The 22917-nt window shown below is 39.7% G+C and carries 26 protein-coding genes and 1 pseudogene; 10 read left to right on the top strand and 17 right to left on the bottom strand.

Annotated features, from left to right (window positions below):
* Positions 1–6 precede the first annotated feature (6 nt).
* From B9N65_RS09330 to hemB, 5 genes are all read right to left on the bottom strand, one after another.
* Entirely contained in the window at positions 7–1686 is a 1680-nt protein-coding gene (locus tag B9N65_RS09330) for a TolC family outer membrane protein (protein WP_087583686.1), read from the bottom strand.
* Positions 1687–1798: 112 nt separating this feature from the next.
* Positions 1799–3160: an oxygen-independent coproporphyrinogen III oxidase gene (gene hemN / locus B9N65_RS09325; protein ID WP_087583685.1), complete on the bottom strand. Its 1362-nt coding sequence runs from the start codon at positions 3158–3160 to the stop codon at positions 1799–1801.
* The gene (locus B9N65_RS09320) at positions 3153–3638 is read right to left on the bottom strand and encodes a DUF2603 domain-containing protein (protein WP_087583684.1); all 486 of its coding nucleotides are present in this window, start codon (positions 3636–3638) and stop codon (positions 3153–3155) included. Before B9N65_RS09320 ends, hemN begins: the two co-directional genes overlap by 8 nt.
* The gene (gene argF, locus B9N65_RS09315) at positions 3635–4552 is read right to left on the bottom strand and encodes an ornithine carbamoyltransferase (RefSeq protein ID WP_087583683.1); all 918 of its coding nucleotides are present in this window, start codon (positions 4550–4552) and stop codon (positions 3635–3637) included. Before argF ends, B9N65_RS09320 begins: the two co-directional genes overlap by 4 nt.
* Position 4553: 1 nt before the next feature.
* Entirely contained in the window at positions 4554–5525 is a 972-nt protein-coding gene (gene hemB / locus B9N65_RS09310; protein ID WP_087583682.1) for a porphobilinogen synthase, read from the bottom strand.
* A gap of 68 nt (positions 5526–5593) precedes the next feature.
* On the opposite strand from hemB, the gene ribA reads away from it, so the two are divergent.
* From ribA to htpX, 5 genes are read left to right on the top strand one after another with little or no spacing between them, the layout of a single operon-like run.
* A complete protein-coding gene (ribA, locus tag B9N65_RS09305) occupies positions 5594–6166 on the top strand; it encodes a GTP cyclohydrolase II (protein ID WP_087583681.1) in 573 nt (190 codons plus the stop codon).
* Positions 6156–6722, top strand: coding sequence for a 16S rRNA (guanine(527)-N(7))-methyltransferase RsmG (gene rsmG, locus B9N65_RS09300; RefSeq protein ID WP_087583680.1), 567 nt, complete (start codon positions 6156–6158; stop codon positions 6720–6722). The genes ribA and rsmG overlap by 11 nt, the downstream gene beginning before the upstream one ends.
* Complete coding sequence (locus B9N65_RS09295; protein ID WP_087583679.1) at positions 6719–6913, top strand: hypothetical protein; 195 nt, start codon at positions 6719–6721, stop codon at positions 6911–6913. The genes rsmG and B9N65_RS09295 overlap by 4 nt, the downstream gene beginning before the upstream one ends.
* Positions 6910–7275 (top strand): hypothetical protein, encoded by a 366-nt coding sequence (locus B9N65_RS09290; RefSeq protein ID WP_087583678.1) that lies wholly within the window; start codon positions 6910–6912, stop codon positions 7273–7275. The genes B9N65_RS09295 and B9N65_RS09290 overlap by 4 nt, the downstream gene beginning before the upstream one ends.
* 8 nt (positions 7276–7283) lie before the next feature.
* Entirely contained in the window at positions 7284–8150 is an 867-nt protein-coding gene (gene htpX / locus B9N65_RS09285; RefSeq protein WP_087583677.1) for a zinc metalloprotease HtpX, read from the top strand.
* A gap of 279 nt (positions 8151–8429) precedes the next feature.
* On the opposite strand, the gene B9N65_RS09280 is transcribed toward htpX, so the two are convergent.
* Genes B9N65_RS09280 through B9N65_RS09260 form a run of 5 tightly spaced genes read right to left on the bottom strand, consistent with a single transcriptional unit; the run spans position 8430 to position 11476 of the window.
* Positions 8430–8771 (bottom strand): hypothetical protein, encoded by a 342-nt coding sequence (locus B9N65_RS09280; RefSeq protein WP_180385146.1) that lies wholly within the window; start codon positions 8769–8771, stop codon positions 8430–8432.
* A 50-nt stretch (positions 8772–8821) separates the two neighbouring features.
* The gene (locus B9N65_RS09275; RefSeq protein ID WP_021088382.1) at positions 8822–9253 is read right to left on the bottom strand and encodes a hypothetical protein; all 432 of its coding nucleotides are present in this window, start codon (positions 9251–9253) and stop codon (positions 8822–8824) included.
* A gap of 9 nt (positions 9254–9262) precedes the next feature.
* Positions 9263–10276: an alanine racemase gene (locus tag B9N65_RS09270; protein WP_087583675.1), complete on the bottom strand. Its 1014-nt coding sequence runs from the start codon at positions 10274–10276 to the stop codon at positions 9263–9265.
* A complete protein-coding gene (gene cmeU / locus B9N65_RS09265) occupies positions 10269–10508 on the bottom strand; it encodes a CmeU family protein (protein WP_009294264.1) in 240 nt (79 codons plus the stop codon). Before cmeU ends, B9N65_RS09270 begins: the two co-directional genes overlap by 8 nt.
* Positions 10509–10510: 2 nt before the next feature.
* Complete coding sequence (locus tag B9N65_RS09260) at positions 10511–11476, bottom strand: L,D-transpeptidase family protein (RefSeq protein ID WP_087581996.1); 966 nt, start codon at positions 11474–11476, stop codon at positions 10511–10513.
* 137 nt (positions 11477–11613) lie between these two features.
* Here B9N65_RS09260 and B9N65_RS09255 point away from each other — a divergent pair, with 137 nt between their 5' ends.
* From B9N65_RS09255 to B9N65_RS11470, 5 genes and pseudogenes are all read left to right on the top strand, one after another.
* A complete protein-coding gene (locus B9N65_RS09255; RefSeq protein ID WP_021088383.1) occupies positions 11614–12036 on the top strand; it encodes a copper chaperone PCu(A)C in 423 nt (140 codons plus the stop codon).
* Positions 12036–12500: a hypothetical protein gene (locus B9N65_RS09250; protein ID WP_087583674.1), complete on the top strand. Its 465-nt coding sequence runs from the start codon at positions 12036–12038 to the stop codon at positions 12498–12500. The genes B9N65_RS09255 and B9N65_RS09250 overlap by 1 nt, the downstream gene beginning before the upstream one ends.
* Before the next feature lie 9 nt (positions 12501–12509).
* Positions 12510–13052, top strand: coding sequence for an SCO family protein (locus B9N65_RS09245; RefSeq protein ID WP_087583673.1), 543 nt, complete (start codon positions 12510–12512; stop codon positions 13050–13052).
* Between the two features lie 89 nt (positions 13053–13141).
* Positions 13142–13849, top strand: a pseudogene (locus B9N65_RS11475) (cache domain-containing protein); the annotation flags it as partial.
* A gap of 105 nt (positions 13850–13954) precedes the next feature.
* On the top strand, positions 13955–15118 hold the full coding sequence (locus B9N65_RS11470; protein WP_374220079.1) for a methyl-accepting chemotaxis protein: 1164 nt from the start codon (positions 13955–13957) through the stop codon (positions 15116–15118).
* 580 nt (positions 15119–15698) lie between these two features.
* On the opposite strand, the gene B9N65_RS09235 is transcribed toward B9N65_RS11470, so the two are convergent.
* From B9N65_RS09235 to napA, 7 genes are read right to left on the bottom strand one after another with little or no spacing between them, the layout of a single operon-like run.
* The gene (locus B9N65_RS09235; RefSeq protein WP_087583671.1) at positions 15699–16040 is read right to left on the bottom strand and encodes a chaperone NapD; all 342 of its coding nucleotides are present in this window, start codon (positions 16038–16040) and stop codon (positions 15699–15701) included.
* Complete coding sequence (locus B9N65_RS09230; RefSeq protein ID WP_087583670.1) at positions 16037–16972, bottom strand: WD40 repeat domain-containing protein; 936 nt, start codon at positions 16970–16972, stop codon at positions 16037–16039. Before B9N65_RS09230 ends, B9N65_RS09235 begins: the two co-directional genes overlap by 4 nt.
* Positions 16969–17436, bottom strand: coding sequence for a 4Fe-4S ferredoxin (locus B9N65_RS09225; protein WP_087583669.1), 468 nt, complete (start codon positions 17434–17436; stop codon positions 16969–16971). The genes B9N65_RS09230 and B9N65_RS09225 overlap by 4 nt, the downstream gene beginning before the upstream one ends.
* Positions 17436–17963: a nitrate reductase cytochrome c-type subunit gene (locus tag B9N65_RS09220; RefSeq protein WP_012001478.1), complete on the bottom strand. Its 528-nt coding sequence runs from the start codon at positions 17961–17963 to the stop codon at positions 17436–17438. The genes B9N65_RS09225 and B9N65_RS09220 overlap by 1 nt, the downstream gene beginning before the upstream one ends.
* A complete protein-coding gene (gene napH / locus B9N65_RS09215) occupies positions 17960–18751 on the bottom strand; it encodes a quinol dehydrogenase ferredoxin subunit NapH (protein ID WP_087583668.1) in 792 nt (263 codons plus the stop codon). The genes B9N65_RS09220 and napH overlap by 4 nt, the downstream gene beginning before the upstream one ends.
* Positions 18748–19506 carry a ferredoxin-type protein NapG gene (gene napG, locus B9N65_RS09210; RefSeq protein WP_374220078.1) on the bottom strand — a complete coding sequence of 253 codons (759 nt, stop codon included), beginning with the start codon at positions 19504–19506 and terminating at the stop codon, positions 18748–18750. The genes napH and napG overlap by 4 nt, the downstream gene beginning before the upstream one ends.
* 11 nt (positions 19507–19517) lie before the next feature.
* Positions 19518–22298 (bottom strand): nitrate reductase catalytic subunit NapA, encoded by a 2781-nt coding sequence (gene napA, locus B9N65_RS09205; RefSeq protein WP_087583666.1) that lies wholly within the window; start codon positions 22296–22298, stop codon positions 19518–19520.
* Between the last annotated feature and the right edge of the window lie 619 nt (positions 22299–22917).

The following is a 22917-nucleotide window of genomic DNA, read 5'->3' as shown; positions in this document are numbered from 1 at the left end:
AAATTTTTATCTTAAGTCGTTTTGAATACTGCAAGCGCCTTGAATATATCTCTTAGCAAAGCCTGGCTCAAAACTATCTGAAACCATACCCATGTTATCTAGCAATCTATATTTTGCATAAGATAGTGCAGTCTCAGTTGTAGCTATCTCTTTTAAAGCTGTGTTGTACTCGTTTTCTGCATCAAGTAGGTTGATAAGGTCGCGGCGACCGATTCTAAACTCATCTTGATATGCATCAAGAGTAGCTTTCGCATACTCAACGTGTTGATTTAGGTAGCCCATTTTCTCTTGGTTAAGAACATAGTTTTGCCATGAGAATTCTAAAGACTCTTTAAGCTCTCTTACAAGGTTGTCCATAGTTTGTTGCTCTTGTTGAACAGCAAGTTGGCTCTTCTCTTTATCTAGCTTATCGTTACCTTTGTTATAAAGGTTATAGTTTAGTCTTAAAAGAGCGTCAAATGTTTGCTCTTCATAATCATCATATAAAACATTTGAGTGATCATAAGCACCTGACACAACAAGATCTAGTTTTGGTAAGAATGGTGCATTTTTCTCTTTTACAACAGACTCTGCCATAGCGATGTTTGATCTTTGAACTAGAAGTGTTGGGTTACAAAGAACAGCTTTGTCGTAAACAGCCTCTTTAGTGCTTGGTAATGGCAGGTTAAATTCAGGCATTACTAGGTTTTTAGCTGCAACTTTTCTTCCATATAGTTTTTCAAATGTAGAAAGTGCATCTTCATAGTTATTTTTTGCAGCTATATAGTTTGATTGAGCCAAAGTATAGCGTGATCCAGCTTGTCTCTCTTCAGAAGCTACGCCGTAACCTGATCTTGCTCTATCTTTAATTTGGCTATAAATTTCTTCATGGCTTTTTACGTTTTCTTCTTCAATGTCAAGAATTCTCTTTGTTTGAAGTACTTGTAGGTAAGCATTTGCAGCGCTTAGTGCTAGTCTGTCTGCAGCTTGAGCTACTGTGTAAGCAGCTGAGTCAAGTCTTGCGCTTTGAGAGTTGATTCTATTTTTATCAGCACCACCATTATAAAGGTTTTCAACTAAAGTTAAAGATGCGCCAGATACTCTGCCATCGCCTCTTCTTGTTGAGATGCCATCATCAAGACGTTTTCTCTCATATCCTACTCTAGCAGCTGCATCAAGTGTTGGATAGTAGGCATTTTTAGCTATTTTTAGATCTTTGCCAACTTGTAAGTAGTTAAATTCTGTAGCTTTTAAGCTTGGATTTTCATTTAAAATAGTTTTTACAACTTGATCCAAAGTCAATACACTATCATCAGCTTGTGTTGTAGCTGATGCTTTAGGCTCTGCTGATATAGTTTGCTCTATATTAGATTTTTTAGCTGATTGAGCATTTGTTACAGGTGACTTAGCTCTCATTAAAGCATCTTTATAACCTGACTCATTTTGAACTTTAGCTAACAACTCATTAGCTTCATTTTCAGAAACTGGAGTTGTATCAACATATAAAAACTTTCTTCCACCAACTTCATAAACGCCAGTAGTTAGTCTGCTATCTGATATTTTGCTGTTTACTTTGCTAACAGCACTATCGATTCTAGCAGCGCTATCATCTTGAGCAAATGAAGCTAGAAAAATCCTATAAGGGACATCTTGAGCAGACAGCAACGTTGCTGCGGCCAAAGCACTAATTGCTAACATCTTTTTCATAACTAGATCCTTTTACCTTTTTATTGTCAAGCTTTGGCTCGACTTTTAGTGCGAATTATACACCAAGAAATATTAAACGTATTTTAAATACCTTATGACAAAAAAATAATTTTTATATCGTCTTAGAAAATCGCCTTAAATTCTCTGGAATTTTCTTAAGATACTCATCAAAGCACATTGCAATATTTCGTATTATCAGCGTTCCAGTCTCATTTACGCTGATTTTATCTGTCGTAACATCGACAAATTCACTTAAATTCTTTAGCTCTTCAAGCTCATTTTTGAAATGTTCAAAGAAATTTATATGAAATTCATCCTCGACTGCCTTGATATTAAGCCCAAAATTACTCATCAAACTCATGATTACACTTTTTCTAAGCAAGTCTTCATCGCTTAGATAAATTCCCTTTGCGTATGGCAACTTTCCACTATCGATCGCTTTTTCATACTCATCCATATCTTTATGATTTTGCGCGTAGTGTCTTTTACACTCACCGATACTTGTGATACCTATGCCGATAAGATCAGCGCCACCCTTTGTCGTATAGCCTTGGAAATTTCTATGCAAAGTACCATTTGCCAAAGCGCCAAAAAGCTCATCATTTGGCTTTGCAAAGTGATCCATTCCTATCATTTTGTAGCCATTTTTGGTTAAAAACTCAGCTGTAAATTTTAAAATTTCAAGCTTCACTTCTGGATTTGGCAGGGTTGTCTCATCAAATTTACGCATCGACTTTTTTATCCATGGCACGTGAGCGTAGTTAAATACTGCAAGCCTATCAGGATCAAGCGTAAGAGCAAGCTCAAGCGTCTTTTTAAAGCTCTCTAGGCTTTGATATGGCAGACCGTATATTAGGTCCATATTTATTGATTTTATGCCCTTTTGCCTAGCCATTTTTACGGCATTTTGAGTGATCTCATAGGGCTGAATTCTATGAATTTCCTTTTGCACTTTCTCATCAAAGTCTTGCACGCCGTAGCTTATGCGGTTAAAGCCGTGAGATATGAGCACATCAAGCTGCTCATTTGTCAAAAATCTCGGATCTATCTCGCAGCTTATCTCAGCCTCTTTTGAGAAATTTTTAAATTTAGCCTTGATAAGTTTGATAATCTCATCAAGTTGAGCCGCGTTATAAAATGTCGGAGTGCCGCCACCAAAGTGCATCTGCAAGACCTCGGTGCTTGTATCTAGGTGGCGAGCCAAAATTTCAAGCTCTTTTTCTATATATCTTATATATCTCTCTTTGCGGTCCTCTTTGCTCGTGTAGATGACGTTACAGCCACAAAAATAGCAAGCACTCCTGCAAAATGGCAAGTGCAAATAAAGCGAAAGCGGCCTTTTTTTATCGCGGTTTTCAAGCTCTTTTACGTAAGCCTCATAGCTAAATTTATCACTAAACTCCGGTGCTGTCGGATAGCTCGTATATCTTGGCCCTGGCCTTGAATACTTCACATACGCACTAAAATCAATCATCTGCCCTGCTCCTTGCCATTTGGATCATCTCTTTTATATCTACAAATAAATTTGGATGCTCTTTTTTGATATTTTTTACCAGCTTATCAAGGTCGATGTTAAACTGCCTGCTCTTTTTATCGTGAGCTATCTTTTTGATCTCATCCATCGCAACCACCCAAACATCGCTAAAATCAACTGGGATATTTTGCCAGATCGTCTTTTCAAGCCTTAGGTCAAAATTCTCTTTTTGCGACTCTTTTAAGGCCTCTATCAAAGCTGAGAACGATTGTACAGAAATGACCGTGTGTAAATTTTGATTTTCATCAATACCAAACCACGGCTCTTTCGAGTCCCAAGAGCCACTTTTTAAATTTAAAATGTGCTCGTTTGGATTTTTCGTTGAAACTATCTCAAAGACCGTTTTTTCAGGCTCGCTTAGCCCAAGGTTATTACCGATCTCATCTATCTCATCATATATATTTTTCTCTTCACTCATCTTCTTCTCTCATCTAACCAGACCATCACGCCCTTTTGTGCATGAAGTCTATTTTCCGCCTCGCTAAAAATTTCATCCGCGTGCCTTTCAAAGACCGCCTCGCTCACCTCGTAGCCTCTATAAGCTGGCAAGCAGTGCAAAAATATCGCATCTTTTTTAGCTAAACTCATCAAATTTTCATCCACGCAGTATCCAGCAAAGTCTTTTAGCCTCTTTTCTTTCTCGGCCTCTTGCCCCATCGATACCCAAGTGTCCGTAGTCACTACATCGGCACCATTTACCGCTTCTTTTATATCATTTGTGATAAAAATTTTCGCACCTGAAATTTTTGCGTTTTCATTGGCCATTTTTAAAATTTCAGCATCCACCTCGTAGCCTTTTGGCGTAGCGACCCTTAGCTCAAGTCCTAGTTTGCTTGCTAGCATGAGCCACGAGTGAGTCATGTTGTTGCCGTCCCCTACGTATGCGACCTTCTCGCCTGTGCTAAATTCAAGCATAGTTAGATAGTCTGCCATGAGCTGCACTGGATGAAATTTATCGCTTAAGCCATTTATCACTGGCACGCTTGAAAATTGAGCAAATTCTTCTAGCGTTTCGTGTTTATCGACCCTTAGCATAGCCATGTCGCACATCCTGCTTATCACTCTAGCGGTGTCACGTATAGGCTCGCCGCGACCTATTTGTATGTCATTTTTGCTTAAAAATAGCGCATATCCACCAAGCTCATGCATGCCTACATCAAAGCTCACTCTAGTTCTAGTCGAGCTTTTTTCAAATATCATCGCAAGCTTTTGATCTTTTAGATATGGCTTAAATTCTCTAGCCTTCGCCTCTTTTTTGATCTTGCGGGCTAAATTTATCATCTGCTCGATTTCGTCTTTACTAAAGTCATTTAGCGTCAAAAAGTGCCTCATCTTAGCCCCTTAAAATTTTAGCCGCTTCTTTTGCGTGATAGGTGATGATCAAATTTGCCCCTGCTCTTTTAAAGCCGATTAATGTCTCCATCATAACACGCTCGTAGTCGATGATGCCGGCTTTTGCGCCAGCTTTTAGCAGTGCGTACTCGCCGCTTACGTTATAGACACAAAGTGGCAGAAGTGTCAAATTTCTTAGCTCTCTAACGATGTCAAGATAGGCAAGCGCTGGCTTTACCATCAAGATATCAGCGCCTTGCGCCTCGTCTTGCAAGCTCTCGTTGATCGCCTCCAAGCGGTTTGCGCTGTCCATTTGATAGCTCTTTCTATCGCCAAAGCTTGGTGCGCTTTGCGCCACGTCACGAAATGGTCCGTAGTAGGCTGAGGCAAATTTAGTTGAGTACGCCATCACTGGTAAATTTTCAAAGCCATTGCTATCAAGTGTCTCTCTTAGCGTTGCAATTATGCCATCCATCATGCCACTTGGTGCGATCATGTCGGCACCATTTTGAGCGTGTATCAAGGCTTGCTTGGCTGAAATTTCAAGCGTTGCGTCGTTGTCGATGGTGTTATGCACGTGGTCGATTATGCCGCAGTGGCCGTGGTCTGTGTATTCGCAAAAGCAAAGATCGGTGACGACTACTAAATTTGGGAATTTATCTTTTATGGCACGAAGCGCAGTTGCGATGATGCCGTCGTTGCTTAGTGCGTCGCTACCAACGCTATCTTTTAGGCTTGGTATGCCAAATAAAATGATCGATTTTATGCCTAAATTTACTATCTCTTCGCACTCTTTTAAAATTTCATCGATACTCATTTGATAGACGCCTGGCATCGAAGCGATCTCGTTTTTAACGCCTTTGCCCTCGACCACAAAGAGCGGATAGATGAAGTCATTTACGCTAAGGCTAGTCTCTCTTACCATCTCTCTTAAAGCTGGATTTATTCTTAATCTTCTAAAACGTTTAAACATATTTTTGCCTTTTCTTTGTTAAAATGCGTGATTTTTAGCTAGTTTAGCACAGTTGGAGTAAATTTAAAATGAAAATAGAAATTTCAAACGCCGCAAATCTACCCTCAAGATTTGGCACTTATAAGGTTCAAGCCTTCAAAGAGGGGGCAAAAGAGCACCTTGTGATCTACAAAGAGCCTCTAAGTGAAGTAGTAAATCTTAGAATTCACTCCGAATGCCTAACTGGCGATGCGATCGGAAGCCTAAAGTGCGACTGCCGCGACCAGCTCGAAGCGAGCCTAAAATATATCGAAGAAAATGGCGGTATGGTCATCTACCTGCGTCAAGAGGGCAGAAATATCGGGCTTTTAAACAAGATAAACGCTTATAGCCTCCAAGACAAGGGCTTTGACACCATTGAAGCCAATCACCAGCTAGGTTTTAAGGCCGATGAGAGGACGTATGAAGTGGTTGATTTTATCCTAAATCACTACGGCATAAAAGAGGTAAATTTACTCACAAATAACCCTTTAAAACTTCACGGACTAAGCTCAGTAAAGATCGTAAAACGCGTGCCTATCGTCATAAAACCAAATAAATTTAACGAAGACTACTTAAAGGTCAAAAAAGAGCAAATGGGGCACATATTAGATGAAAAATGAGCTCTGTTTGCCAGCTGAATTTGACGAAAAAGTAAAGGCTTACGCTCAAATTTTTGCTAAATTTAACAAGGTTCATAGCTTAAGCAACTATAAAGATATAAGCGAGCAAGTGCTTGATAGCATAAAGCCGCTTGAAATTTTTGACCTAAGCGCCAAAACGGCGATCGATGTTGGTAGTGGAGCTGGCTTTCCAGCGATATTTTTAGCGCTTGCGATGCCTCAAACGAAGTGGCACCTTTTTGAGCCGATAGCCAAAAAGTCATCATTTCTAAGCTACGCTAAGATCGAGCTTGGCTTGCAAAATTTAGAAGTTCATAGCCAAAAGATCGAGCTTGCAGATAAATTTATAGCAGATCTCATAACCTCAAGGGCGCTTAGCAAGACAAAAGAGCTTATAAAAATTTGTGAGGGATTTTATGATGAAAATACTAAATTTCTCATCTATAAGGGCTCAAGCGTCATGGATGAAATTTCAGGCATCGACGCGCAAATTTATAATGAAAAAAACAGAAACTACATATATTTTAATCTCAAAAACCGAGGGGAGATACGTTGAAATACTTGCTTTTTGTAGCGATTTTGGTTGCGATTTACATTATATTTTTTAAAAATAGAAAAAAAAGCGACAAGATAAGCACCAGCAACTTCGAAGAGTGCAGCAAATGCGGTGTCTTTAGCGACATCGACCAAATGGTGCTAAGGGACGGAAAATACATCTGTAAAGAGTGCATAAAGGGTGAGATATGAAAATTTTGGGTGATGAGCTGATCAAATTTGAGCCATTATATCTTTGCAAAAGCGAAGATGAAATTTTAAGCGGCAGGCAAAATCTCTTTAAATTTGATAGAAATTTGATAAAAAGGGCGCTAGAAGTTGGAGCAAACTTTAGCATCATCGCAAATGATATCAACGAAGCTATCATCGCAAACGCCGCTGGAGCAAAATTTATTATTGCCGATATTACGCTAGCAAAAGATATGGCAAAAGTTGCGCAAAACTACCTATTTGACGCGCTTATCGCCGTTTTGATCCAAAGTGAAACAAGCCTTTGCGAGCTTGCGAAATTTGAGATCGATACAGCGATCCTGCCAAATGCTATAAAAGAATAAGGACAAAAATGGAAATTTTCAAAACCGCTTTTTTAATGGTTGCTTTGATGCTAGTTTTCATCGCTGTTGGCGGCTACGTGGGCGGCGAACAAGGCATGATGATCGCCTTTTTGATGGCAGCTGGCATGAACCTATTTTCTTACTTTTTCAGCGACAAGCTCGTGCTAAAAAGATATAACGCCATCCCAGTCGATGAGAGCAACGCTCACGGCCTTTACGAGATCGTCTCACGCCTCACACAAAAGGCAAATTTGCCGATGCCAAAAATTTACATCATCCCAGAAGAGGTGCCAAATGCCTTTGCCACAGGCCGCAACCCAAGCCACGCAGCCGTCGCAGTAACCGAGGGGCTTTTAAAAATTTTAAATGAAAACGAGATCGAGGGCGTGCTAGCTCACGAGCTAAGCCACGTAAGGCACTATGACATCCTAACTGGCTCAGTCGCAGCCATACTAGCTGGGGCTATCGCAATGGTCGCAAATTTCGCCAAGATAGGCACCGTAGCTGGTCAAAATCAAAACTCGCAGCGAAACGCCAACCCAGTAATTATGCTAATCATCGCTGTTGTGATGCCTCTAGCTGCTACGATCATCCAAATGGCGATCTCAAGGGAGCGCGAGTATAAGGCAGACAAAGGCGCAGCCTATCTCACAGGACACCCAGAGTGGCTAGCTAGCGCGCTAAGAAAGCTTGAAAACTACTCAAATTCTTACGTTATGCAAAACGCAAGCGAGCAAAGCGCACATATGTTTATCGTAAATCCATTTGGCTCGCTAACTAGCAAGCTTGGTGTGCTTTTTAGAACGCACCCTAGCACTAGCGACAGGATCGCTGAGCTTCAAAGACTAGAGCAAGAGATAAAAAGAGGCATGTAAAATTTTAGCCCTTAGTAAATTTGGGCTAATCTTCTTTTTTGTCTTTAAATTTTAAATTTCATGAACGAGTGATTTCGGCTCTAAAATTTGAGCTAAGCGTTAAGCGAAGCCAAATTTTAGTAGTCAATTCTTGCGAGTGAATGGAATTTTAAAATTTGCAAATGTTCATATCTCAGCTCAAAATTTGGTGTTTTATTAAGGTAAGTGAGCAGGATTTTAAAATTTGCAAAGCAATCTAATCAAATTTAAAACCCAAAAACTGAAATTTAACCCCAAATTTCACTGCAGTTTCTTGCAATCTTCATCTTTTATGGTGTATTCAAAGATTAGTTCGCCGTTTTCTGAGTAGAAAATTTCATCCAGGCTAACGCCGATGCTTAGCATATTTAAAATTTCTTTGTCCTTGCAGGCGGTTCTTAAATTCTCTTTTTTTATAGCCTCGATAAATTCCAAAAGCTCTTTTTCTTCAAGCCTTTTGATCTCTTGTTTTCTTGCGTGTTTGACGGCGTATCTGTAGATGAGCGTATCGCCCACATTTAAGATATCATTAAGCGTAAGTGTTGGCGTACAGATAAATGGGAGCTTTTTTTTGTAGTATGTTGCGTGATTTTTCGCTGCCATATCTGGCGTCAGAGCCAGAGCTAGCGAGCAAAAAAACAGCGCAAAAATGGCTACTCGCAACTACTCTTATCCAGCTTCAAATCAAAAAGATGTCTGCCCTCAAAGCCATAGCTACCACTTAGTGTGATGCCGCGATTTAGCGCAGCCCTTGCCATGCCTGAGTTGCAAAGCGCCTCTTTTCCGTTTTGATAAAATTCATCTTTTAAAGCCGAAATTTGTGCCTTGTTGTAGCCTTTTAGCTTCTTTGTCTTAGTCTCGTTTAAGACAAACTCGCCATGTATGTTTAGCCCGTCGCTACTTACATCTTTTAGCGTGATCATCTCATCGACCCTGCTTGGCAAATTTGGCTTTGCAGTTTGGACGACAAAGGCTGGGATCTGCTTTGTATCAAGCTGATTTAGTATCTGCTCATAGACTTTAAACTCACTCTCTTGCACACCAAAAGCAAGGCTTGCAAGAGCTAATAAAACGATCTTTTTCACATATTACCTTTATATAAATTTTCTAGTGATATTTGGCGAGAGCTTGACCAAGATGTCGTAGTTTATCGTGCCAAAAAAGTTAGCCCAGACATTTGCGTCCTCAAATACACATACCCACTCGCCACTATCTTTACAGCTAAAACTATCCATCGAAATTTTGCCAAGTACCATCTCGCCATTTGCAAGTCTTAGCTCGCCAAGTCCGTTGTATCTCAGCAGTCCGTCGCCATATCCAAGGTCGTAAGTAGCGACGTTTATATCGTCTTTAGCTATAAATTTAGCCCCATATCCCACGCTTTGACCACTTTTTAAAATCCGTCTGCTAACGCGCTTTGCCCAAAGTGAAAGCACTGGCTTTAAATTTAAAGAGCCATTAAACTGAGCATATCCATACTGAGCGATGCCCACGCGCACCATCTCATCTTCAACCGCGCTAGCTCTTTCAAGGGCGGCTGAGTTGTGAGAGTGAAAGATCGGTTTTTTTATACCAAACTCATCGCAAAGAGCTAAAATTTTCGCTTTTGCGGCGTTAAAGTTTTCTCTTTGCACGAAATAATCAGCATTTAGCTCATCGCTTGCGCGAAAGTGAGTATAAGCGCCAAGAAGCTCTAAATTTCTTCTAGCTAAAATTTCAAATGCATAATCAAGCTCGCTTATATCAAGCCCATTTCTATGCATGCCAGTGTCGATGGCGAGGTTGATTTTTGTATTTTCTTTTATCTTTAAAAGTGCGTCTATGTCGTTTATGGCGTAGGTAAATTTAGCGCTCTCATCGCCTGTTGGGATGTGCGAAAGGATCAAGATATTTTCAAAGATATCAGCGATCTCATTGGCTTCAAATTCGCTCTTTACAGCGCAGTTTCTTATGCCAAATTTCTTAGCCTCGCTAGCTATGAGCCTTGCACCGTGCCCATAAGCGTTATCTTTTAGCACGACGATCACTTTTTCTTTTCCGCCAGCCTTATCACAAATTTTAGTTAGATTGTGGATATAAGCTGCTTTGTTTAAGCGTATCTCAGACATTGAAATTCACATCATAAGCTTTATAAACGTCAGGCAAGAGCTTTCTTACGTTGTAGTCAAATGCGTAAAATTTAGCGTAAATTTCTTTTAGATCAGCCTCTTTGACCTTGCTAAAGTCAAAGACGTCAGTGCCATTTTTCTTTGGCACTTGGCGGTCTAGCTCAGCAAAAAATGCAGACCTCGCCTCTAAAATTTTCTCTATCTTCTCTTTTACTTCTTGAGATTTTTCCACTTCTACTCCTCTATAAAAATTTTCATCTCATCGCCATAAAGCTTGACATAAAGGGTCTTTTGACCTGCAAATTTATGCGTATCAGCAGCGTAATCCTCATAAAAACTCACGCGAAAGAGCTTGTCATTTTTAAGGTTTGGATAAGGTGTGATGAGAAAATTTGAAAATGCGATATGTTTTTTCTCTTTTTTAGAAAAGATCGCTCGTTTCATATTTTTAAAATTTTCTAAGCTCATGCCGTCATATCGCTCAAAATCTTTATCATAAAATTTCAAATAGCTATCGATGTCACTCTCGCTCCAAGTCTTCTTCCAGTTAAGAATTCCAGAGATGATCACCGCTATATCGTTCGCGCTTGCTTCTGGACGCTTGTCCTCGTAGATAAATGCGAGTGTTTTTTTGTGGTCTATAACTTCGTCAAATTTCATCAAAATGTCATTTTGCATAGCCACGCAGCCTTTTGTCTTTAGCTCATCTGTCCTTTGACCATCGAGCGGATAGCCATGTATCCAGATGCCGCTGCCATTACGTTTTGCAAGTTTATCAAGTAAATTTGGATATGAAAGAGAAAAAGCAAGTGGGCCAAGATATCTGTCATTTGGCGTAAATCTACGTGTGAGCTGATAGACACCAACTGGCGTTTTTAGGTCGCCCTCAAGCAGTTTGTCGCCATTTTTGCCAACGATGACGCTTGAGCTAAAGAGTTTTTTTGTAACTCCGTCTTTATAAGAGATGACCTCAAGCTCTTTGTCAGTCTTATCAACCACGCTTAGAAGTATCTCGTTGTCGTAATATCCGTATCTAACGTCCTTGTCTTTGAGCTTGTTCAGCCAGTAGTCCTTACTTAAAATGTTCTTTTCAATGGCTTCTATGACGGCAGATGGGCCATTTTTTAAGTAAATTTCTTCGTAATTTTGGGCAAAAAGACAAGGCGCTAACGCGATGAAGAAAAATAGTATCTTTTTCAAGTGAAGTGTCCCAAAAAGTAAAATTTAGTGCGTAATTATAACCTAAAAAATTTCAATTTTTAAATTTTAAAGGGAATTTTAGTTTCTTTATATGTATAATCTGAAAACCATTATTAATTTACCATAAAGGAAAAAATATGAAAAAACTTGTTTTTGGTGCATTGCTTGCGGCTTCTACACTAATGGCAGCTGACATCAGCCTAGAAAATGTCAGAGCAAGAGACACAAAGCCTGGCACAAACAATAGCGCTATTTTCATGAATATCAAAAACGCTTCAAATGCCGATGTAAAGCTAGTTGGCGTTCATTCAAGTGTTTGTAAAAGCACTGAAATTCACACTCACAAGATGGAAAATGGCATGATGGCTATGGTTCAAGTTGAAGACGCTGTTATCCCAAAAAATGGCGAGACTAAGCTAGCACCTGGCGGTCTTCACATCATGCTTATGGATCTAAATAGACCTATAAAAGATGGCGACAAGGTTGATCTGGAGCTTAAATTTAGCAACGGCGAGAGCATCAAACTTGATAATATCGGAGTAACCAAAAACTTTAAATAATGAAAAAAATTCTAATCATTTTTTCACTCATCTTTATCGTAGCAGGCGCTTTTTGGATAGGTCATAAATTTATGGTCAGCAAAGAGGATCCACCTGAATTTGCCGATGTAAATACATCGCTTGATCCTCTAAAATGCGATCTAAACAAAGATGCTTGCGAGGTGAAATTTAATGGCGTTAAGCTAAAGATAGACATCTCGCCAAGACCGATCTTTGCGATGAGGCCATTTAGCTTTAAGATCATTAATGGCAAAAATTTAGGGCTAAAAGATCCAAATCTTGTAATCGATGGCATAAACATGAACATGGGTTCCATAAAGGCAAGGCTTGATCAAAGAGGCGATAACCTAGTAGCCCAAGTCGTGCTAAGTGCTTGTGTGGTCGATCTTATGAGGTATAGATTTAAGCTGCTCGATGGCGAAAAAGATACTGGATTTTTTGTCGATCTTGATCTAAAAATGTAAGGGCAAATGATGAAAAAGACACTTTGGGGCTTAATAATAATCTTAATATGTGCTGGTCTTGCGATGCTTTTTATAAAGCCAAACAAGTATGATTTTAAGGCGCTTTCAGAGCATGGCGAAGTGAGCCTTAAAAACTATAACGGCAAATATAAAGCGATATATTTTGGTTATCTTTACTGCCCCGATGTCTGCCCTACCACGCTCTCTCTTTTGGGTGATGAGCTAAATAAACTAAAAAGAGATGACTTTGAGCTACTTTTCATCACTCTTGATCCTGAGCGTGATACGCCCGAAAATTTAACCCTAATGGCAAAAAATTTCTATAAAGATGCAGACGGACTAAAGATGAACGATCTGCCAAAAATTGCTAAAAACTACGGCGTAAAATACCAAAAAGTGCATCTTAAAAACTCTGCTATGGGCTACTCTGTCGCTCACAGCTCTGCTATCTATCTGCTAGATAAAGAGGGGAATTTCTACGGCGAAATTTCAAATTTAACTAGTGAAAATATCAGAGAGAATCTTTTAAATTTGATAAAAGATAGACCATAAATTTATCTTTTAGATCAAAATTTCTTATTTTTTAAAAAAACTTCTTAAACAGCTATACAATTCTTTTTAAACTAGCCGATATTGCGACAATGCAAATCATATGTAAAGGAATCCGTGTGAAGTCAATCACCAATAAAATAGCACTAATGCTAATAGTTGCTCTATGTATCTCGTTTGTGGCTATGTCAGCCGCTAGTTACTACACTGCCCAAAACAAAACCATTGAGCTAGTAATCCAATCTCAACGTCAAATTCTAAAAGATGTAAAAAACGCTATGAATACATTTTTTGACGAGAATACACATGCCGCAAATGGCATCGCCCAAAGGCTAGAAAAGCTAGAGGACAGAAGCCAGATAAATGAAATTTTAAGCACAGGCAAGCTTATCGTATCGCCTGAGATAGAGAGAATTTTTGTTGGATATGAGAGCGATGGTGCGATGTACCGCTCAAATGGTAAAAATGAGATGCCAAAAGACAATGGCTATGATCCAAGAACAAGAGACTGGTATAAGATCGCAAAAGGCGCAAAAGCAACTTTTTCTGATCCTTATAAATCATCAAGCTCAAATGCCATGATGATAGCATTTTCAGCACCTATCGGTGATAAAGGTGTCGCTGCCATGAATGCTGATATTTCAAGTCTCAGTGAAGAGATCATGAGTATCAGCAAGACTGATTATAGCTATGCTTACGTGATAGATAAAGATGGCAAGATCATCATCCACCCTGACAAAGATCTAGTCGGTAAAGACAATCCAACCACAAGCAAGCTGGTCGCTAGATATAAAAATAAAGAATTTAATGAAAACGGTCTAATTGCTTATAAAAACACAAAGGGTGAGGATAGATATGCTGACTTTATAGAGCTAAACGATCGTGGCTGGCTAGCTATAACTGCCATGCAAAAAGATGTATTTACGTCAAATACTATGCCCCTCCTAAAGATCCAGCTAATCCTAGCAGTGCTATTTATCGTTATCCTCTCAGCATTTGTCTATTTCTTACTTAAAAAGTCTCTTAACCCTATAAAAACTATCCAGTCTAAACTTGATGATCTATTTAAATTTGTAACTTACGAAGCAAAAGCACCAAGCAAGCTAGAGGTAAGATCAAATGACGAATTTGGTGAGATGAGTAAGGCGATAAATGAGAACATCGATAAAGTCGTAGCTGGCATCAAAAAAGATAGCACTATGATAGATGAGCTAAATAAGGTAGCAAATTTGATGATCAAAGGAAACCTTGGAGCAAAGATAGGCTCAACCCCAAACAATCCATCACTAAATGAGCTAAAAGAGTTACTAAATAAATTCTTTACATCTATCTCAGCAAATTTAAAGGGCATAACAAATGTTCTTAGCTCATATACTAAAAACGACTTTACAGCAAAGGTTGAGATAAATGAAGAGCTAGAGGCTGATCTAAAGGCTATGATACTTGGAGTATCAAATATGGGTGAAGTAATTTGCACTATGCTAAACTCAAATTTAAATGATGCCAAGATGCTTGAAGAAAAGGCTACAACCTTGGCTTCAGCTATGAAAGAGCTTACACAAGGTGCTAGCACACAAGCAAGCTCACTTCAAGAATCTGCTGCTGCAGTAGAACAAATGAGTAGCTCAATGAATGCCATCTCTCAAAAGACAGCTGATGTTATAAGACAAAGTGATGAGATTAAAAACATCATAACTATCATTAGAGATATAGCAGATCAAACAAATTTACTTGCTCTTAATGCTGCAATAGAAGCAGCACGTGCAGGAGAGCATGGCAGAGGCTTTGCAGTTGTTGCTGATGAAGTTAGAAAACTAGCTGAAAGAACTCAAAAATCTCTAGGAGAGATAGAAGCAAATACAAATGTATTAGCTCAATCAATAAATGAGATGAGTGAATCAATAAAAGAGCAAAGTGAAGGTATAAATATGATAAATCAATCAGTTGCTCAAATAGATAATCTAACAAAAGAGAATGTTGTAATTGCTAATAGGGCTAATGAAGTAACAAGCGATGTTGATAACATGGCAAAGACTATAGTAAGTGAAGTAAGAAAGAATAAATTTTAATCAAACTGCTTCATAAATCTTCATAAATTTCAACCTGGTTTAGACTGGGTTGGGATTTGTATATTTTTAAATTTAATTTTTATCCAATTGCTTTAAATTTAATAATCAAAAAGCTTAAACAAAAATGCATGCGGTGCGTTAGCACAATTGCATGCCACCTCTAACGTGCGAGGGGATTGGGGGGATTTAAAAAGGGGGATAAGGGGACGGCTTCGTAATTCAAGTCCCCTTGTCTCCCTTTTGGATAAAAGAGTTTATAAATTTAAAGTTGAGATTTCAAAAATAGAAATTTGCTATTTTTACAAATTTTAAAATTTCATGAACGAGTAATTTCGGCTCTGATTTTAGTGCAAGCTTTGCGAGACCTAAAATCAGTAGTCAATTCTTGCGAGTGAATGGAGTTTTAAAATTTGCAAAGCAATCTAATCAAATTTAAATGTTTATTTCTTTGTTAAGGGGGAAGAGGCTTGAATTACGAAGTCGCTCCCTTCCCCCTTAACGATCCCCTAACCCCTACGACGTTATAAGTAGCATGCTTCAGTGCTTTGCACTGCATGCGGTTTATTGCTTTAAATTAAATTTACCTCACTTTATAATGCACGCTACCGCTATATGCGATATCTTCGGCTTTTACGTCATCGCTTGTTAAAATTTCGCTTATCTTGCCGTTTGCTTCAAGCCTCTCTCTATTCTCCTGAGCGTCTTCTTGGTAGCTATAAACCATCGCAACGCTCACTACACCGCTAATGCCCTCTATCATCTTAAAAACTCTGATCTCATCTTCGATGCTCTCTGAGCTAACGACCACCACTATCCTATCTTCTGTGTCAGTGATGATCTCGCACTCTTTTAGCTTGCTTATCTCGTTTTTGACGCTCTCATTTTTATTATCCGTATAGACTATCAGGCTTGAAATATTCATCTAACTCTCCAAAATAAAATTTTCTTCTCATAAGCAGAGGTCACAACCTCGTTGTCGCTTATGAAAACTATGCTATTTATCGTGCTTTGCCCAGTTTTTAGCATCGCGATATTTTCCAGGCTAGCACTATCAACTAAATTTACATCGCTCATCTCATCGCTCATATATGCAGCGATCTTGCCGTCCGTACTAAGCCCCACGCCATAAACCAAAAAGCCAGCATTTATCTTTTTTAGGCTTCCATTTGAAAATATCCCAGTGATCCTGTCGGTGCCTCCGCTGATCATGACACCATTTTTGTATGCTATGTCGTAGATATTATCAGTGTGGATATCTAAAATTTTGTCCATTTTTTTAGTGCGAACATTGTAAAAATAGACCTTTCCACTCTCGCAGGCAATGGCTAGCGTGCCTCTGTTCTCGCTTATCTCCATGTCTGAGAGCATTGCGATTGATATTTTAAAACTATCATAAATTTCGCCACTTTTTAGGTTTAAAAAGTAAATTTCATTGCTGATTGAGGCAAGAATGGCGTGCTCATCATCTAAAAATAGAGCCTTTTTTATCGCTTGATTTGTTAAATTTATGCTTTTCATCTGCCCATTTTCTCTTATATAAAGCACCTTTGTAGCGTAGTCGCCCTCGCTTAGGATGAGTATCTTGCCATTTAGCTCATCGACATTTAAAATTTTTGGCCTCTCATGGTCGCTAACGTAGGTTTTTGTATCATCCATTTTGATGATCTCGTCAAATTTAGACTCTTTTGGATCGTAAATTTCAACCGTGCCACCATCAGTTGCGATAAAAAGTTTGCCATTTATCAGCGTGGTGTTAAGCACATTTGCACTAGCTTCTATCTCTTTAATAGGCGTTGTGATCTCATTTGCAAAGATAAAATTTAACAAGCAAAAAAGAAAAAATAAAACTCTCATAAAGCCTCCATCTCAAGCGAATTTTTAAAACAAACATCAAAGCACTCGCCGCAGCTTACGCAATTTTGATTGATTATAGGGCGAAAAACACCAAGAAACTCAACCGCTTTAAATTTACAAGCATCAAGGCAGTTGTAGCAAATCGTGTCATTCCACGCTAGGCAGCTAGCGACGTTGATGCTAACCTTTGCGTTTATGCTCTTTGGCGAGTTTAAGCTTAGTGCCAGGTGACCGCTACTTTGACAAGCTTTCGCGCACTCTTCGCAAAAGTCGCAGCCTAGCTTTTTAACTTTAAAAACAACTCTTTCATTTTCAAAGCTAAGAAGCTCTTTTTCACAGGCACTTACGCAGCTAGCATCGCATCCTGCGCAGTCAAATTCACCGCTAAAAAATGGTGGATTTATAAATTTGGGAGCAGGTTTTGCCCCCAAAATTTTGCTAAAAAGCTCTCGCCTGCTTTGCATTACTTAACGCCGTCATTTAAAACGTCTAGTAAATTTGACTTATGTGAGCCGTTTTTATCTCTAAAGTCAGGCTTAAATTTATTGCCAACAAGCTGAGTTACGCCATTTTGTTGCTCGACGTGGCAAGTTGTGCAGTTATATCTCTCATCATCAAGCTTGCCTGCAAGATCTTTTTTGTTTCTGATGTCATAAAGGTGAGAAGCTGGGATAGGAGTAGCTCCGCTATCTTTTGCAAACTCAGGCATGTGGCAGGTTACGCACATATTTGAATCTTTTGTGATAGGCACCAAACCCTCAGTGTCGTGTGGGATAAATGGAGGTGCATTTTCAAAAGATCTATCAAATCTCTTTGCCATACCTGCTGGCTCTTTTGTGTAGTTGATGTCTTTTAAAACAACGTCTTTATCATCTAACAAATCGACATTTCTAAGGCCGATTTGCGAATCACTAATGCTTGGATTATTCAATGCACATGCCGCTAAAAAGGCAGCGCATAGTGCTCCAAGCGCCATTATTTTCATTTTCATTTTTCTCTCCTTAAATTTCTAATACTAAAATTTAACGCCCCGTCACCGCAAACGTCGATACATCTACCGCAGCTTATGCACTCGCTTGAACTAACCGCGCGGCTCTCTTTGCCGATCATATCTAGCACTTGCACCTCTGGGCAGATGAGCTTGCATTTCATGCATTTTGTGCAGGCATTTGCGTCGTGTTTTACTCTGATGAGTGCAAATTTTGATATCACCGCGTAAAATGCACCAAGCGGGCAGACGTGTGAGCAAATTCCACGCTTTAGCACGAACATATCAAAGGCAACTATGCCAAGAGCGATACCAATGGCACTAGCTGAGCCGTAGATGATGCCGCGCTGGATGATGCCTATAAAACTAATGCTCTCAAATGCTGGCAGCGATAGAGCTAGGCTTAATATAAGAGCAAGTGCTAGCAAGTAGTAGCGCAAATTTTTACTTACGTTTAAAATTTTCTCGCCCTTAAAGCCAAATTTCTCTCTTAGCTTGTAAGCAATGTCGGTTAGTAAATTTACTGGGCAAACCCACGAGCAAAACGCTCTTGGGGCGATGAGCGCGTAAAATGCAAAGACGATGATCGCACCGATTATTGCATTTATGCCTACGCTAAAGCTTGCTAGTAAAATTTGAAGCACCGCAAATGGATCGCTTAGTGGAATTTGTCCAAAAAGCAAAGATGAGCTTAAATTTCCGCTAAGTATCTTAACTCCATAAGCATTTCCTAGGATAAATAGCACTAGGATGGAAATTTGAGTTATTCGTCTTAAGATTAAAAATTTCATAGCTCACCGCCATTTAGATAGTCAGTCGCCTTTTTGATGTCGAGCTTTATCTTGCTGTTGGCATCATCCACGCGCCTTTCATCTTCTTTTATCCAGCCTTTGACGTAGTTATCGCCAACTTTACCAAGCACAACCTCGCGGTTTAGCACGGTAATGGCTGCTTTTTCGGTGATACAGGCTCGCTCGCACACGCCACAACCTGTGCAGATATCGCTATCAACTACTGGGAGTAAAAACGCATGCTTTTGCGTCCTTTCGTTGCGGCGATACTCAAGATACAAGGCCTTATCTATGAGCGGACAAGATCTATAACAAGCGTCGCACTGTATGCCCCAGTATGCTACGCAGTTTTTCATATCGACCACTGCAACGCCCATTTTGGCTTTGTTGATATCGAGTTTGCCAGCTGTGCTAACTAAATTTGCGTCCAGTGCCCCAGTCGGACAGGCTGGCACGCAAGGGATATGCTCGCACATATGACAAGGAATTTTTCTAGGCTCAAAATAAGGCGTACCAATACTTATGCCATCTTCAAGAGTAGCGAGTTTTAGCGTATCAAATGGACAGGCCTCTACGCAAAGCCCACACCTAATACAGCTTTTCAAAAACTGCTTCTCCGCTTTCGCACCAGGCGGTCTAAGAAGTATAAGCGGTGAGGCTTTGGCACTAAGTGACCATATAAAGCCTCCGCCAAGAGCTAAGATCGCTGCCTTAGCTCCAAATTTCAAAGCTTCACGCCTACTTGAAAATTCCATATCAGCCACTTTTACGCCTTGTAAATTTTAACCGCGCACTTTTTATAGTCAGTCTCTTTTGAGATAGGGCAAGTAGCGTCAAGGCAGACTTTATTTATAAATACGTTTTCATCGAAGAAAGGCACATAGACAAGACCTACTGGTGGCTTATTTCTACCTTTTAGATCTACTCTTGCTTTTACTTTGCCACGGCGTGACTCAACCCAAACGATCTCGTTTTGAAGCACGCCAAGTTTTTTAGCGTCATCTTCGTGCATGTAGCAAAGCGCCTCTGGGACGGCTCTATAAAGTTCAGGAACACGCATAGTCATCGTGCCTGTATGCCAGTGCTCTAGAACACGGCCAGTACATAGCCAGAATGGATAATCTTTGCTTGGCATCTCGCATGGATCCATGTAAGGGCGGAAGAAAATTTTTGCTTTGTTTGCAAGAGGAGTTTTCTCTTGATTTTTCACGCCTTTTAGATCGCCTGTTGGAAGGGCTGCGTTTTTGTTGCCGTAGAATGCAAATTTATCATTTGGAGCAGCTTTTTTAGCGTATGGGTCAAATTTAGTGTTAAATCTCCACTGAGTCTCTTTGCCATCAACGACTGGCCATCTTAGACCTCTTACTCTGTGGTAAGTGTCAAAGTCAGCTAGGTCGTGACCGTGGCCAACACCAAATTTTCTATACTCTTCCCAAAGATATTTGTGGATGAAAAATCCATATCCTTTAAATTCTTTACCATCTGAGCCGATCACTTTTCTGCTGTCGCCAAAGACCTCAGTGTTGTCATAGTTTTCCATGATCGGATCGTTTGCGCTAAATTTCTTAGCATCTTCATTTGCAAAAAGCACGTCAAATAGCGTATCTTCTTCGCTATATCCCATAGCTTTTGCAGCTTCAAGCACGCTTGGAAGTGTCACTTTGTCATTTACTTTTTTCTCACCCCAAACATCTTTTAGCTTAAAGCGCTTACTAAACTCAAGCATCTGCCAGATATCAGGCATCGCTTCGCCAACAGGGAGCACTTGCTGTCTCCAGTGCTGTGTCCTTCTCTCGGCGTTGCCGTATGCGCCCCATTTTTCGTAAATCATCGCAGTTGGTAAAATAAGGTCAGCTACTTTTGCAGAAATTCCTGGATAAGGGTCGCTTACGACGATGAAATTGTCCATTTCGCGGGCTGCTTTGATCCAGTGGTTTGCGTTTGCAGTGTTTTGCCATGGGTTATTTACTTGAACCCAGATAAATTTAACCTTGCCGTCTTCAAGATCACGCATCATTTTTACATAGTGTGAGCCTGGTACGGCATTTAGCGTGCCAGCAGGTAGTTTCCAAAGTTTTTCAGTGATCTCCCTGTGTTTTGGATTGCCGACAACCATATCAGCTGGCAAGCGGTGAACGAATGTTCCAACCTCTCTTGCTGTTCCGCACGCACTTGGTTGGCCAGTTAGAGAAAAGGCACCTGAGCCTGGAAGTGCTTGCTTGCCAAGTAAGAAATGCACCATATAAGCTTGCTCATTTACCCATGTGCCGCGTTGGTGTTGGTTAAAGCCCATAGTCCAGAAGCTCACGACTTTGCGATTTTTCTCGATGTAAAGATCAGCAAGTGCTTTTAATTTTTTCTTAAATTCATTGATATCTTCGTTTGGATCGCCTTTTGCTACCTTAGCTGTAAAGTCAAGTGTGTAAGGCTCAAGAGCTTTTTTGAACTCCTCAAATGTTATTTGCCAGTGATCGCCAGCTTTTGCAGCATTTTTATTTTCTAGCGTATCGCCAGCTTTTAGGCCAAGGTAAGAAAGCGTAACGCCCTCAGCCTCGCTTAACACCTTTGACTTCTCAGTCGCAGCTGTGTCTAGCTCGCTTGGAGCATATTTTTTGTGGTGGATGTCTGGACGAAGACCATATCCGATATCAACTGGGCCAGCTGTGAAGACGCAGTGTTTTTTAACAAATTCTTCATCTATCATCTCTGGGTGATTATAGACTATCTCGCGAGCGATGTAGTTCCAGATCGCAAGATCAGATGACGGAGCAAAAATGATCTCAATATCGGCTAAATTTGATGTTCTAGTTGAGTAAGTGCTTAAATTTACGACCTTTACTCTATCAGGATCGCTAAGCTTTCTATCGCTCACACGCGCCCAAAGGATCGGGTGCATCTCAGCCATATTTGCGCCCCAAGCTATGATGGTATCAGTTAGCTCGATGTCATCAAAGCAGCCTGATGGCTCATCGATACCAAAAACTTGCATAAAACCAAGAACCGCACTTGCCATACAGTGTCTTGCGTTTGGATCGATGCTATTGCTTCTAAAGCCACCTTTCATAAGCTTAACAGCTGTATAGCCCTCTGGGATAGTGTATTGACCAGAGCCAAGCACGCCAACGCCGTGAGGTCCAAGCTCGTCATAAGTCTTTCTAAACTGAGCTTCCATTACGTCAAATGCTTGTTTCCAGCTTACTTGCTTGAATTTACCTTTTTTGTCAAATTCGCCCTTTTCATTTACACGTAAAAGTGGGTGAGTGATCCTATCTTCGCCGTACATGATCTTAGCGTTAAAGTAGCCTTTGATACAGTTTAGACCGCGATTTACTGGTGCTTCTGGATCGCCTTTTACAGCTACTATCTTGCCCTCTTTTGTAGCAACCATGATGCCACATCCGGTTCCACAAAATCTACAGGCAGCCTTATCCCAACGCCAGCCTTTTTCAGCTTCGTTTGCCGCACTTAGCGAGCTTGGCACAGCGATGCCAGCACTAGCACAAGCAGCACTAGCTGCAGCACTTTTGATGAAATCTCGTCGATTCATTTTTTCTCCTTCAAAGATTTAAAACAAGGTTATATGGATATTAGCTTTGAAAAGCTTATTTACTCCTGATTTACGTAGATAAAAATTTCAATAAACTTAAGATATAAAATTACATATTAGTTTAAGAAAATTTATATAAATAGCCCATTATAAAAGAAGTAAGATGATAACTTAAAGCAATTTTTTTACATATCTATAGGTATTTTACAAGTAAATCTTAAAAAAATAAATTATAAATTTATTTAAATAGTTGAGTAGAAAAGTAACACATATAATAGGATGAAAATTATGTTTTATTTGGTAAATAGTGTAAATTTTATTAAATATCTTAATTATTTTTATAGATTAAATTTAAAGTCCTCCTCAAGCATAAATTTGGTGAGAGAGAGGCAAAAGAGGGATAAAGACGGCTTTGCTTCACTAGCTCGCAACTGCAAGCAGACCGTAATTCAAGTCCCCTTATCCCCTTTTTTGATAAAGCAAATTTAGAAATTTAATAAATCTTTTTTGCAAATTTTAAACTTTCATTCACTCGCAAGAATTGACTACTAAAATTTGGCTTCGCTTATCGCTTAGCTCAAATTTTAGAGCCGAAATTACTCGTTCATGAAATTTTAAA

The sequence above is a fragment of the Campylobacter concisus genome, assembly GCF_002165815.1.
In the GTDB taxonomy this organism is placed as follows: domain Bacteria; phylum Campylobacterota; class Campylobacteria; order Campylobacterales; family Campylobacteraceae; genus Campylobacter_A; species Campylobacter_A concisus_BH.
This window is presented reverse-complemented; position numbering and strand designations above follow the sequence as displayed.